The organism is Pseudomonas sp., from assembly GCF_041601375.1.
Lineage (GTDB): Bacteria > Pseudomonadota > Gammaproteobacteria > Pseudomonadales > Pseudomonadaceae > Aquipseudomonas.
The window spans coordinates 1-13,712 of sequence record NZ_JBFIIG010000112.1 but is presented as its reverse complement, the minus strand read 5'-3'; the positions used below and the strand labels follow the sequence as shown (position 1 = coordinate 13,712).

Annotated in this window: 9 protein-coding genes; all 9 read right to left on the bottom strand. The window is 66.5% G+C overall.

Going from position 1 to position 13,712, the window contains the following annotated elements; all coding sequences use genetic code 11:
* Positions 1-1,083, bottom strand: a 1,083-nt coding sequence (locus ABZE94_RS14570) for a methyl-accepting chemotaxis protein (RefSeq protein ID WP_372876227.1), incomplete at its 3' end; no start/stop codon positions are given.
* 31 nt (positions 1,084-1,114) lie between these two features.
* Positions 1,115-1,723, bottom strand: coding sequence for a chemotaxis protein CheW (locus ABZE94_RS14565; RefSeq protein WP_372876226.1), 609 nt, complete (start codon positions 1,721-1,723; stop codon positions 1,115-1,117).
* Positions 1,708-3,270 (bottom strand): CheR family methyltransferase, encoded by a 1,563-nt coding sequence (locus ABZE94_RS14560; RefSeq protein WP_372876225.1) that lies wholly within the window; start codon positions 3,268-3,270, stop codon positions 1,708-1,710. Before ABZE94_RS14560 ends, ABZE94_RS14565 begins: the two co-directional genes overlap by 16 nt.
* On the bottom strand, positions 3,257-3,736 hold the full coding sequence (locus tag ABZE94_RS14555) for a chemotaxis protein CheW (RefSeq protein ID WP_372876224.1): 480 nt from the start codon (positions 3,734-3,736) through the stop codon (positions 3,257-3,259). The genes ABZE94_RS14560 and ABZE94_RS14555 overlap by 14 nt, the downstream gene beginning before the upstream one ends.
* Before the next feature lie 95 nt (positions 3,737-3,831).
* Positions 3,832-5,298: an efflux transporter outer membrane subunit gene (locus ABZE94_RS14550; RefSeq protein WP_372876223.1), complete on the bottom strand. Its 1,467-nt coding sequence runs from the start codon at positions 5,296-5,298 to the stop codon at positions 3,832-3,834.
* A 187-nt stretch (positions 5,299-5,485) separates the two neighbouring features.
* Positions 5,486-8,593, bottom strand: a complete 3,108-nt coding sequence (locus ABZE94_RS14545) for an efflux RND transporter permease subunit (RefSeq protein ID WP_372876222.1) — start codon at positions 8,591-8,593, stop codon at positions 5,486-5,488.
* Entirely contained in the window at positions 8,590-11,688 is a 3,099-nt protein-coding gene (locus ABZE94_RS14540) for an MdtB/MuxB family multidrug efflux RND transporter permease subunit (RefSeq protein ID WP_372876221.1), read from the bottom strand. Before ABZE94_RS14540 ends, ABZE94_RS14545 begins: the two co-directional genes overlap by 4 nt.
* Entirely contained in the window at positions 11,685-12,896 is a 1,212-nt protein-coding gene (locus ABZE94_RS14535; RefSeq protein WP_372876220.1) for an MdtA/MuxA family multidrug efflux RND transporter periplasmic adaptor subunit, read from the bottom strand. Before ABZE94_RS14535 ends, ABZE94_RS14540 begins: the two co-directional genes overlap by 4 nt.
* Before the next feature lie 157 nt (positions 12,897-13,053).
* The gene (gene tpx / locus ABZE94_RS14530; RefSeq protein WP_372876219.1) at positions 13,054-13,554 is read right to left on the bottom strand and encodes a thiol peroxidase; all 501 of its coding nucleotides are present in this window, start codon (positions 13,552-13,554) and stop codon (positions 13,054-13,056) included.
* Between the last annotated feature and the right edge of the window lie 158 nt (positions 13,555-13,712).

Below are 13,712 nucleotides of genomic sequence, written 5' to 3'. Positions count from 1 at the left end.
GGCCACCGCCTGCATCTGCTCGCGAATCTGCTGCATGCCGGCCAGCGCCTCCTCCACCGCCTGGCGCCCGCCCAGGGCCACCTGACGGGTGCGTTCGGTGCTTTCGGCCACCGCCTGCGACTTGTTGCCGGCGAGTACCGCGGTCTGCTTGACCTCCTCCACCGTGGTGGCGATCTCGCTGATCGCGGTGGCGGTTTCCTGGGTGCTTGAGGCCACCTGGCTGGTGGCGGCGAGAATCTCCTCGCTGGAGCTGGCCAGTACGGCGATGCCTTCGTTCATCTCCTGCACCAGTTCGCGCAGGTACAGGCTCATGGCGACGAATGCCTGGGCCAGCCGGCCTACCTCGTCCTGCCGGCTGCTGGCAATGACTTCGCGGGGGATCTCGCCGCGGCCGATGCGCTCGGCCCAGCCGGTCAGGCGTGCCAGCGGCAAGGCGATATGCCGGCTGAGCAACCAGGCCAGGATCGCGCTGGCGCCCACCAGCAACAGGCTCAAGTTGAGGATCCGCTCGCGCAGGGCCTGCAGCGCCTGGCGTGAGTGGACCTGGGCCTCGGCGGTGCGCCGATCGGTCAGCTTGGCCAGTTGCAAGCCCAATTCGTGGATTCTGTCGACCCGCTCCTGTTGTATGCCGCGGCTCAGCTGTCGCGCCTGCTCCAACTGGCCACTGCGGATAAGCTGCAGTTGCTGCTCGCGCGTCTGCGCCGCCAGGCTGCGCACCGCCAGCAACTGCTCGAGAATATCGCCGACTTCAGAATCGTCGCGGGCCGCCAACTGCAGGCGCTTCACCTGCTGGTCATTTTTCTCGCTGTGCGAGCGAATTTCCGCCTCGCGCTCATCCAGCTCCTCAGGCGTGCCCTCGTCTATCGCCAACAGCAGATCGCTGCGCTGGGCTGCGATGTTGATGCGCAACTCCTTCGCCGCGGAGAGCCGTTCATAGTTGTGCTTGAACTGCAGCTCTTCGCTTTCCTGCAGGCCGACGAATCGTTGCAGAGTGAAGAAGAGAAGGCCACCGAAGCCCAGGATCAGCACCGCGAAGGCCATGATCAGCTTGCTGCCTATGTTGAACCGCAAAACTTTGCCCATCTGCATGCCTCTCCTGTGCTCTGGCTTGAGCCTATTCTTCGACCATTACGCGTAGATTCGGGTCGCCCAGCAGGCGCGCACCGTCGAGTACCGTGCATTGCTCGGCGGTGACCCCCAGCAGGTAGTTCGCCCGCACCCCGGACAGGTTGGCCGGCCCGCCTTGCAAGGCCTCGCGACGAATTGGTGCAACCCCCAGGACGCGGTCGATCAACAGGCCGAATTCCATTTCCGGGTTTTGCAGAATCAGCAGGAAACTGCGCTCGGCAAGGCCGTTGATCGGCAGTTCGAACAGCACCCGCAGGTCCAGCACCGAGACGATGCGGCCGCGCACGTTGACGATACCCAGCACGTAGGCCGGGGTGCTCGGCAAGGGCGTGTACTGGTGCAAGGGCAGCACCTGGGCAACGTGCTCGCTGCCGATGGCATACAGCTCATTGCTGAGGCTGAAGGTCAGCACCTCCAGTTGATCCTGCGGCGCCTCGGCCTGCTCCGCGCAGGCCCATTGTCGGGTGCGCTCGCTTAGGCGGGCAGCCCACCGTTCGGGGACCATGGCGAAGCCGTCGAGCAGGCGCCGTTCGAACTCGGCCAGGCGTTCGTGCAGGTGCGCCCAGCGCGTATCGTCGTTCAAGGGCTCGGGCATGGGTGTTGCTCCTCCTGCAGTTGCTCGCACAGCCGGCGCAATTGCGCGCAGCTCATGCCATCGCCTTGCGGCACCAGGGCCTGCTCATCCTGCTCGCCGAGCAACTGGCGGCAGACCTGTAACGCCTTGTCGCTGGCCCGCCCGCGGCCTTGCACACGCAACAGACGCGCCTGCAGGAAGTGGCCAAGGATGAAGCCGGGGTCGAGGTAGAGGGTTTTCTGCAACGCCAACAGGGCCGCCGGAATATCGCCACTCTGCTGTGCCAGCAGGGCCTGCAGCCAGTAACCCATGACCGAGCCGGGATCCAGCAGCAGCGCCCGCTGCAGCCAGTCCTGCGCCTCGTCGAGGCACTGCTGGTCGGCCCAACTGCGCGCCAGCAGCAGGCAGGCCTGGTGCTGATGGGCGTGGCTCAGGCCGGCGCAGGCCAGATAGGCCAGCAGGGCCTCGCGGGCAGCGGCGTACTGGCCGGCATCCAGGGCCCGTTGCGCCTGTTCCCAGAAAGCGTCGGAAGTAGCGCCAGCATCTGTACGGCTGAGGGGCGGCCAGGGCTGTTCGACGACAACGGCCGGTGCGGCCCGGGGTGGTTCCGGGAGCTGGCCGCCGGCAACGGCCGGGGTGGCGGGTGGCGCGCGGCCCAGGTCCGTTGCGCGGTCGGCCGGCCCGCTGTCGAGGCTGGGCGCGCCGCGCCGGGGGCTGCTGCTCGAGGCATTCAGGGCATAGTTGCAACCGGCCCAGAAGCCATTGAGCCCGGCCTGGGTGGCGATGCCGGCCTCGACCGCACTCAACAGCAACAGGCCGTCGCGATCCAGGCAGCCGAGCAGCCGGTGCAGCACGCTGGCCGCGCGGGTCTGCGAGAAATACATCAGTACGTTGCGGCAGAGAATCAGGTCGGCGCCTTGCATCGGACAGGCATGCAGACCATCGGCCAGGTTGTACTGGATAAAGCGGATGCGCCCGCGCCAGGCCGGTCGCACCCGCCACAAGCGGCCCTCGGCCTGGAAGTGCTGGCTGCGGAAGGCCGCTTCGTTGCGGCGAAAGGCATTGGCGCCATACAGGCTCTGCTCAGCTCGTGCGAGAAAGGCCGCGTTGATGTCGCTGGCGAGCAGTTCCAGCGTCCAGCTGTCGCGCTCCGCGCCGAGCAGCCGATCGAGCAGGAACAGCAGGCTGTAGGCCTCCTCGCCGGTGCAGCAGCCGGCACTCCACAGGCGCAGGCTGCGCTGCCCGGCCTGGCGTCGGCGCGCCAGCAGCGGGCCCAGGTGATTGACTGCCAGCCAGTCGAGCGCCTCGGCATCGCGGCGAAAATAGGTCTCGCCGACGCTGAACACGGGGATCAGCGTCTGCACCAGGGACGCATCCCAGTCGGCGAAGGCCAGGTGCTGCAGCCAGGGCTCGAGATCCGTGATTTGCAACTCCAGGGCCAGCAGTTGCAGGCGCCGCAGCAAGTCGGCAGCACGCGGCCCGGAGAAATCCATCCCCAGGTGCTGATGCACCTTGTGATTCAAGGCCGCCAGCAGGGAGGGCGAGCAGCGCGCGTCATTCCGCTGCATCGGTCAATCTCCCGTCATCGCTCAACAGGGCAGCCAGTTGCAGCTCGTCGCTATCGCTGAGCAGCTGTTCGACGTCCTGGATCAGCAGCAGTCCTTCACGGGTCCGCAGAACGCCGCGCAGCAGGTTGGAGGGGACCCGCGGATCCGGTGCCGGAATGAAGTCCTCGGCCACAGCGCTATACACCGACTCCACCCGCTCCACCGGGAGCAGGAGCTCGCGCGTGCTGCTGCGCAGCCAGATGAAGGGTTGCCACAGGCCGGGCACAGGTGGGACCCAGCCGAAACGCCGGGCCAGATCCACCACCGGCAGCAGCTTGCCGCGCACATTGACCAGCCCGCAGACCGTCTCGGGCGCCCCCGGCAGGGGGGTGGCCTGCAGGGCCGGCAGCACGCGCACCACTTGATCGAGGGTGACCGCTAAACGCTGATCGGCCAGCCAGAAGGGCAACATCACGAATCTGTCCATAGATGTGTCCCTGTTACCGTACGCTGGATATCCTCCTAGGATCCTAGCTCAGAAGCGGCCAACGTCCAGTGCCGTCGACGAGAGTTTCAAGGCTGCTAGGGCTCTGCCACAACCGCCGCAGGCGCCTGCCAACCGCCGCCCAGGGCGGTGATCAGTTGCACGCTGGCGGTCAGGCGGCTGCCGAGCAGGGTCAGGTTGTTGCGCTCATTGTTCAACGCGGTGGCCTGCACGTTGACCACGCTGTTGAAGTCGACGGCGCCGGCGCGATACTGGTTCTCGATCAGGCGCAGGGACTCGCGGGCAGCGTCCAGCGCCTGTTGCTGGAACACGGCCTCCTGTTCCTGCACCCGCAGTTGCACCAGGTAGTCTTCCACCTCGCGGAAGCTGTCCAGCACGGCCTGACGGTATTGCGCGACGGTCTGATCGTAGGCCGCCTCGCTGCGCTCCAGCTCGGCGCGGCGCGCGCCACCGTCGAACAGGTTCAGCGCCAGTTGCGGGCCGAGCGACCAGAAGCGGTTGGGCAGGCTGACCCAGTCGGCGAAGCTGCTGCCGCGGTAGCCGCCGCTGGCCGAGAGCGTCAGATCCGGGTACCAGGCCGCTTCGGCCACGCCGATCTCTGCATTGGCGGCGATCACCCGGCGTTCGGCGGCAGCCACATCCGGGCGGCGCTCCAACAGTTGCGAGGGCAGCGCCACGGGAATCGCCGGCAAGGTCGGCATTTGCTCGCGCGGCACTATGCTCAGTTCGCTCGGCGGCACGCCGATCAGCACGGCAATCGCGTGTTCCAACTGGGCGCGCTGCCACTGCAGATCAATGGCCTGGGCCTCGGTGCTCTTCAGCTGGGTCAGCGCCTGGCTGACGTCGGATTTTGCCACTATGCCCGCGCGGTACTGGTTCTCGGTGAGGCGCAGCGAACGCGCGTAGGCGGCCACGGTGGCGTCGAGCAGACGCTGCTGATCATCCAGCACGCGCAGTTGCAGGTAGCTCTGCACCAGCTCGGCCTGCAGGCTGAGCTTGAGCGCGGCCAGATCGGCGGCGCTGGCGGCGAAACCGGCGCGGCTGGACTCCAGCGAGCGCCGTAGCTTGCCCCAGACATCCAGTTCCCAGGCGGCGTTCAGGCTCAGGTCGTAGCTCGTCGAGATACTCGCCGCATTCGAACCGCTGACGCCGAAACCATCCGCGGTGCGCAGGCTGCTGTCGCCACCACCCTGCCCGGCCCGGCTCACCCCGGCGCTGCTCGACAGGCTCGGGTAGAAGGCCGCGCGCGCGCCGCGTACCAGGGCGCGGGCCTGGCGGTACTGGGCCTCGCTGGCGGCGAGGTTCTGGTTGGACAGGTTGAGGCGGCCGACCAGGGCGTTCAACTCGTCATCGCCGTACAGCTCCCACCAGGCGCCGCGTTCCAGGGCATCGCCGGGGGCTGCGACTGTCCAGCCCTCGATCTGCTTGAACTGCGCCGGGGTGGCCAGCGGCGGGCGCTGGTAGTCCGGGCCAATGGCGCAGGCACTCAGGGCCAGGCTCAAGGCCAGCAAGGTGGGTAAACGGTAGGCAACTAGGGCTTTCATAAGGCTATGTACCAATCAGGTGATGCATAAGGCGTTTGGGCGATGCAGGGTCAGCAATCGGTAGGGTGCACCGTGCGCACCAGCGCAAGCCATAAACTCTTGGTGCGCACGGCGCACCCTACGATGTTGAACTGCCCCGCACTCAACGCCAGCGGCTGGACACAACACCGTACTGGGAGATAAGTGTTCATAGCGGATTTTCCAGGGCAGCATCGGTACGCACGCCGCGCCAGCGGTTGACCCGGTGGCGCAGGCGGTCGAAATACAGGTAGATCACCGGCGTGGTGTAGAGGGTCAGCAACTGGCTGAGGATCAGCCCGCCGACGATGGTGATGCCCAGCGGCTGGCGCATTTCCGAGCCTTCGGCGCTGCCCAGCACCAGCGGCAGGGCACCGAGGATTGCCGCCAGGGTGGTCATCATGATCGGCCGGAAGCGCAGCAGGCAGGCGCGGCGGATCGACTCCTGGGGGCTCAGCTGCTCCTGACGCTCCAGTTGCAGGGCCAGATCGATCATCAGGATGGCGTTCTTCTTGACGATGCCGATCAGCAGGAACAGCCCGAGCAGCGAGATCAGGCTGAATTCGATGCTCATCAGCTGCAACGCGAGCAAGGCACCGACCCCGGCCGAGGGCAGGGTCGAGAGGATGGTCAGCGGGTGGATATAGCTCTCGTAGAGCACGCCGAGAACGATATACACCACCCCCAAGGCCAGCAGGATCATCCAGGGCTGGTTCCGCTGGGTCTGCTGGAAGGCCGCGCCGGTGCCGCCGAGCATGCCCTGTACCCCGCCGGGCAGATTGAGCCGCGCCACCGCGCGCTCGATGGCCAGGCTGGCCTGTTCCAGACCGACGCCTTCGGCCAGGGCGAAACTGATGTTCTCTGCGGCGAACTGGCCCTGGTGGTATACCCGGTCCTCCTCGATGCTGCGCTCCCAGCGGGAGAAGCTCGACAGCGGCACCCGGGCACCGTCCCCGGTGATCAACTGGATCTGTGCCAGCGCTTCGGGGTGCTGGGCGTATTGCGGGTTGATTTCCATCACCACGCTGTACTGGTTGAGGCTGTCGTAGATAGTCGACACCTGACGCTGGCTGAAGGCGTTGTTGAGCACACTGGTGATCATGGCCATGTCCACGCCCAGACGCTTGGCCGCATCGCGGTCGACCAGCAGGCGGATCTGCTGGGCGCCCTCGGCTTCCTTGGCGTCGATATCCGTGAGTTCGGGCAAGGCACGCAGCGCCTCACGCACAATCGGTAGCCACTGGCGCAGCAGATCCAGGTCACCGGACAGCAGCATGTACTCATTCTCTGAACTGCGCCCTTCACGCCCGCCGATCTGCAGGTCCTGATCGGGCATGAGGAACATCCGTCCGCCGGGAACCTTGGGCACACTGCGGCGCAGGCGCTCGATCACCTGTTGCGAAGACAGCTGGCGCTCACTCACCGGTTTCAGCCGTACGATCATGAAGGCGTTGTTGATCCCGCCGGAGCCGCCAATAAAGCCGGCGACGCTGTCCACCGCCGGGTCGGCCAGCAGCGCACGGCGGAAAACCTCCATCTTCGGTTGCATGACTTGGAACGACAGGCCGTCGTCGCCGCGGATGAAACCGATCAGTTGGCCGGTGTCCTGCTGCGGCAGGAAGGTCTTGGGCACGCTGACGAACAGGAAGACATTCAGCGCGATGGTCGCCAGCAGGCTCAGCAGCATCAACAGCGAGTGGTTCAGCGCCCAATCCAGGCTGCGCCGATAGAGCTCCAGCACCCGCACCTGCAGCCGCGCGCCGTAGCGCTGCCCCGCCCCCGCCTGGCATTCGGGGGTTGCGGGCTGGAGCCAGCGCGCGCAGAGCATCGGCGTCAGGCTCAGCGACACCAGCAGGGAGATGACGATGGCCACCGCCAGGGTGATGGAGAACTCGCGGAACAGGCGTTCGACGATGCCGCCCATGAACAGGATCGAGACGAACACCGCGACCAGCGACAGGTTCATCGCCAGCAGGGTGAAGCCCACCTCGCGGGCGCCCTTGAAGGCCGCGGCCATGGGCGCCTCGCCGGCCTCGATGTGCCGCGCGATGTTCTCCAGTACGACGATGGCGTCGTCCACCACCAGACCGGTGGCGATGATCAGCGCCATCAGCGACAGGTTGTTCAGGGAGAAATCCAGCAGGTACATGGCGGCGAAAGTGCCGACCAAGGAGACCGGCACCGCCAGCGCCGGAATCAGCGCCGCCCGCCAGCGGCCGAGGAAGGCGAACACCACCAGTATCACCAGGGCCACGGCGATCAGCAGGGTGCGCTCGGCTTCGTGCAGGGTGGCGCGGATCACCGGCGAGCGGTCCATCGCCACCGCAAGCGTGACGCTGGCCGGGATCACCGCGCGCAGCGCCGGCAACTGATCGCGGATGTCGGCGATGGTCTCGATGATATTGGCCCCGCTCTGCCGGTTGACCACCAGCAGCACGGCCTGCTGGTCATTGTAGAAACCGCTGTTGTAGCGGTCCTCGACGCCGTCGCTGACCGTCGCCACATCGCCCAGGCGTACCGCCGCGCCGTCCTGGTAGCGGATGATCAGCGGCAGGTAGTCGGCGGCCTTTTCCAACTGGTCGCTGGCCTGCACCTGCCAGTGCCGGTCGCCATCCTCCACCGCGCCCTTGGGCCGCTTGGCATTGGCCGCGACTATGGCCTGGCGCACCTCGTCCAGGGCGATGCCGTACTGGTCGAGCAGACGCGGCTCCAGGGCCACGCGCACCGCCGGCAGCGAGCTGCCGCCGATGGTCACCTCGCCGACGCCGCCGACCTGGGCCAGCTTCTGTGCCAGGAGGGTCGAAGCCACGTCATACAGCTGGCCCTTGTCCAGCACCGCGCTGGTCAGCGACAGCACCATGATCGGCGCCTGCGACGGGTTGACCTTGCGGTAGCTCGGCATGCTGCGCATCCCGCTGGGCAGCAGTTCGCGCGCGGCATTGATCGCCGCCTGCACCTCGCGGGCGGCGGCGTTGATGTCCTTGTCCAGCTCGAACTGCAGCATGATCCGCGTGTTGCCCTGGCTGCTGCGGCTGTTCATCTGGCTGATGCCGGCGATGGTGCCGAGCGAGCGCTCCAGCGGCGTCGCCACACTGGAGGCCATGATCTGCGGGCTGGCCCCCGGCAAGCTGGCCTGCACCGTGATGGTCGGGAAATCCATCTGCGGCAGCGGCGCCACCGCCAGCAGGCCGAAGCTGACCCCGCCGAGCAACAGGATCGCCAGGCTCAGCAGCAGGGTGGCGACCGGCCGGCGGATAAAGGGCGCGGACAGGTTCATCGCTCGACGACCAGGCCCGCCGCGCTGCGCCCGCTCAGGCGCCGCGCCAGGCGGTCGAAGTACAGGTAGATCACCGGGGTGGTGAACAGGGTCAGCACCTGGCTCAGCAGCAGGCCGCCGACCATCACCAGACCCAGCGGCTGACGCAGCTCGGCGCCGGAGCCGCTCGCCAGCATCAGCGGGATGGCGCCGAACAGCGCGGCCAGGGTGGTCATCAGGATCGGGCGGAAACGCAGCAGCGCCGCCTGGTAGATGGCCTCCTCCGGGCTCATGCCCTGGTTGCGTTCGGCGTCGAGGGCGAAGTCGATCATCATGATCGCGTTCTTCTTGACGATGCCGATCAGCAGGATGATGCCGATGACCGCGATCAGGCCCAGCTCGTTGCCGGTCAGCAGCAGCGCCAGCAGCGCGCCGACCCCGGCCGAGGGCAGGGTCGAGAGGATGGTGATCGGGTGGATGTAGCTCTCGTAGAGCACGCCGAGGACGATGTACATGGTGACGATCGCCGCCAGAATCAGCAGCAGGGTGCTCGACAGCGAGGCGCGGAAGGCCTCGGCCGCGCCCTGGAACCGGCTCTGCACCCCTGCCGGCAAACCGATGTCGCGCTGCACCTGTTCGATCAGCGCCACCGCCTCGCCGAGGGCGACCCCTTCGGCCAGGTTGAACGACAGGGTCGCGGCCGGGAACTGGCCGATATGGTTGATCAGCAGGCTGGCGGCGCGCTCGTCGATGCGCGCCAGCGACGACAAGGGGATTTGCCCGCCGGCGGCGGTCGCCACATGGATCTGGCGCAGTGCGGCCGGGCCGAGGCTGCCGGCGCTGTCGCTCTCCAGCACCACCCGATACTGGCTGGTCTGGGTGTAGATGGTGGAGATCTGGCGCTGGCCGAAGGCGTCGTAGAGGGCGTCGTCGATATCGGCGATGCTCACGCCGAGGCGCCCGGCACTGTCCCGGTCGATCTGCAGGAATACCTGCAGGCCGCGACTTTGCAGGTCGCTGGCCACATCGCTGAGTTGCGGCTGTTGGCGCAGCGCGGTGACCAGCTTGGGCACCCACTCCTCCAGCAGAGCCAGCTGCGGCGATTCCAGGCTGAACTGGTACTGGGTACGACTGACCCGATCCTCGATGCTCAGGTCCTGCACCGGCTGCAGGTACAGCTCGATGCCGCTGAGCTTGGCCAGTTCGGGGCGCAGCCGTTCGATCACCTGGCTGGCGCTCAGATCACGTTCGGCATGCGGCTTGAGATTGATCAGCAGGCGCCCGCTGTTGAGGGTCGGGTTGTCGCCGTCCACACCTATATAGGACGACAGACTGAGCACGGCCGGATCCCGCAGGATCACCTCGGCCAGGCGCTGCTGGCGCTCGCTCATGGCGCCGAAGGAAATCGACTGCGGCGCCTCGGAAATCCCCTGGATCACCCCGGTGTCCTGCACCGGGAAGAAGCCCTTGGGCACCGCCAGGTAGAGGACCACGGTCAGGGCCAGGGTGGCGATGGCGACCAACAGGGTCAGCGGCTGACGCTTGAGCACCCATTGCAGCCAGCTGCCGTAGCGCACGATCATGGCGTCGATAATCGCACCGCTGGCCCTGTAGAAGCGCCCCTGCTGCGCCTGCGGCTCGTGCTTGAGCAGACGCGCGCACATCATCGGCGTCAGCGTCAGCGAAACCACCAGGGAAATCAGGATCGCCACCGCCAGGGTGATGGCGAACTCACGGAACAGCCGGCCGACCACGTCGGCCATGAACAGCAGCGGAATCAGCACGGCGATCAGCGAGAGGGTCAGCGAGATCAGGGTGAAACCGATCTGCCTGGCGCCCTTGAGCGCCGCATTCAGCGGGGTTTCGCCGGCTTCCAGGTGGCGGGCGATGTTTTCCAGCATGACGATGGCGTCGTCGACCACGAAGCCGGTGGCGATGGTCAGGGCCATCAGGGTCAGGTTGTTGAGGGTGAAGCCGGCCAGGTACATCACGCCGAAGGTGCCGATCAGCGACAGCGGCACCACGATCGACGGAATGATGGTGGCCGACAGTTTGCGCAGGAACAGGAAGGTCACCAGCACCACCAGCAGCACCGCCAGCAGCAACTCGTGCTGCACGTCCGCTACCGCGGCGCGGATGGTCTGGGTGCGGTCGGTCAGCACGCGGACCTCGACATCCGCCGGCAAGCCTTGGCTGAGGTTGGGCAGCAAGGCCTGGATGCGCTCGACCACCTCGATCACGTTGGCGCCGGGCTGGCGCTGGACATTGACCAGCACCGCCTCGCTCTGATTGGCCCAGGCTGCCAGGCGCTGGTTTTCCGCTCCGTCGACGATCTCGGCGACATCCTTCAGGCGCAGCGCCGCACCGTCCTGGTAACTGAGGATCAGCTCGCGGTATTCCGCCGGCGACTTGAGCTGGTCGTTGGCATCCAGTTGCGAGACCCGGGTCGGGCCATCGAAGTTGCCCTTCGGCTGGTTGACGTTGCTCGCGGTGATCAGGTTGCGCACGTCACTCAGGTTCAGGCCATAGGCGGCCAGGGCTTGCGGATTGACCCGGATGCGCACCGCCGGACGCTGGCCACCGGCCAGGGTGACCAGGCCGACGCCGCTGGTTTGCGCCAGTTTCTGCGCCAGGCGGGTATCGACCAGGTCGAAGACCTGCGGCAACGGCAGGCTGTCCGAACGAATCGCCAGGGTCAGCACCGGGGTGTCCGCCGGATTGACCTTGTTGTACACCGGCGGCGCCGGCAGGTCGCCGGGCAGCAGGTTGCTCGCGCCGTTGATCGCCGCCTGCACCTCCTGTTCGGCGACATCCAGGTGCACGCCCAGGCTGAAGCGCAGGGTGATCACCGAGGCGCCGCCGGAGCTGGTCGAGGACATCTGCTGCAAGCCGGCCATCTGGCCGAACTGGCGCTCCAGCGGCGCGGTCACCGCACTGGTCATCACGTCCGGGCTGGCGCCCGGATAAAGGGTCATCACGCGAATGGTCGGGTAATCCACCTCGGGCAAGGCCGACACCGGCAGCAGGCGGTAGGCGATCAGGCCGCTGAGGAAGATCGCCAGCATGATCAGGGTAGTGGCGACCGGGCGCAGGATGAACAGGCGGGAAGCGTTCATGCGTCCGCCGGAGTCCGCACGCTGGTTTGCTTGACGGTGGGTGCCTGGCCATCGCCGACCACCTCGACCAGGCTGCCGTCACGCAGGCGGTCGGTGCCCTCCAGCACCAGGCGCTCGCCGGGCTCTAGGCCCTGCTCGATCAGCGTCATCTGGCCATTGCTCGGCCCGGCCACCACCGCTCGCAGCTGCACCTTGTCCTGTCCATCGATCACATAGACGAAGGTGCCACGCGCCCCGAACTGCAGGGCCGCGGCGGGAATCAGCAGTGCCTGCTCGCGAGTCTCGACCAGCAGGCGGACATTGACGAACTGATTGGGGAACAGCAGCTCTTCGGCATTCTCGAAGCGCGCCTTGAGCTTGACCGTGCCGGTGGCGGTATCGATCAGGTTGTCCAGGCTGTCGAGCCGCCCCTCGGCCAGCTTGAGTTTCTCGTTGCGGTCCCAGGCTTCGACGCGCAGGGTCTGCCCCGCCCTGAACGGGCGCAGCACCGCCGGCAGCTCGGCCTCGGGCAGGGTGAACATCAGGGAAATCGGCAGGGTCTGGGTAATCACCACCAGCGGCAGGGCGTCGGTGGAGCTGACCAGATTGCCGAGATCCACCTGACGCAGACCGAGACGGCCGCCGATGGGCGCGCGCACCTGGGTGAAGTCGAGATTGAGGCGCGCCTCGGCCACCGCCGCCTGATTGCTCTTGAGGATGCCGCGGTACTGGTTGACCAGGGCCTGCTGGGTGTCCAGGGTCTGCCTGGCGATCGAGTCTTCGGCGTACAGGCCACGGTAACGGGCCAGGTCCGACTCGGCATTGTGCAACTGCGCCTGATTCTCCTGCTGCACCCCCAGGGCCTGTTGCAGGGCCACTTCATAGGGCCGCGGATCGATCACCGCCAGCAGATCGCCGGCCTCGACCCGCTGGCCGTCCTCGAACAGCAGCTTGACCAGCTCACCGTCCACCCGGCCACGCACATGAACCGTGTTGTAGGCGGTCACCGTGCCCAGGGCCTTCAGCTCGATCGGGAAATCGCCCCGCGTGACAGTCGCCACCCGCACCGGCACCGGGCCGCCATCGCCCCAGCGACCGCCGGCCAGGGGCTGCCGTTCAGCGGGCCAGAACCACCAGATCAGGGCGATGCTGGCCGCCAACAGCAGCAGGCCGATCAGCCATTGGCGCGACGGCTTCGAGGCTTGGGGTATTGCGTTTGTTTCAGGCATGGCGGGGACACTTCCTTGGAATGCCTGAACGATAAGCAGTGTCGGGCATGAAGCAAAGCCTCTTTACCGGCTATTTACCTCCGGCTTACCTTGCTAAGCCCCTGAGCCATAAATGAAAACGGCCTCCAAGGGAGGCCGTCGGCTGTGTTGCCAGGTATTACTTGAGTACAGCCATGGCCGCCTCATAGTTCGGCTCGTCGCCGATCTCTTTGACCAGTTCGCTGTGCAGGACCTTGTCGTTCTCGTCCAGCACCACCACGGCGCGGGCGGCAATGCCGGTCAGCGGGCCGTCGGCGATGGCTACGCCGTAGTCCTTGAGAAACTCGGCACCGCGCATGGTCGACAGGTTGACCACGTTGTCCAGGGCTTCGGCCCCGCAGAAACGCGCCTGGGCGAATGGCAGGTCGGCGGAGATGCACAGCACCACGGTGTTATCCAGCTTGCCGGCTCCGGCGTTGAAGGTGCGCACCGAGGTCGCGCAGGTCGGGGTATCGACGCTGGGGAAAATATTCAGCACTTTACGCTTGCCCGCCAGGCTGGCCAGGCTGACATCGGCCAGATCGGTGCCGACCAGGGTGAAGGCCGGAGCTTGCTGACCGACCTCTGGAAACTGACCATCGACTTGTACCGGGCCGCCATGCAGGGTTACTTGAGTCATTGAGGAGTCCTCTCTCTGTCTGGGAATGAAAAACGAATGCAGAGTTAAGCATGCCATCTAGGAAAAAACCCGGAAACTCGGGTTTTTTCCTTGCACCACCAGGTGCTGAACGGCCTCGTGCCTGTCGGCTGCGGCCACCTGTAGGAGCGGGCCATGCC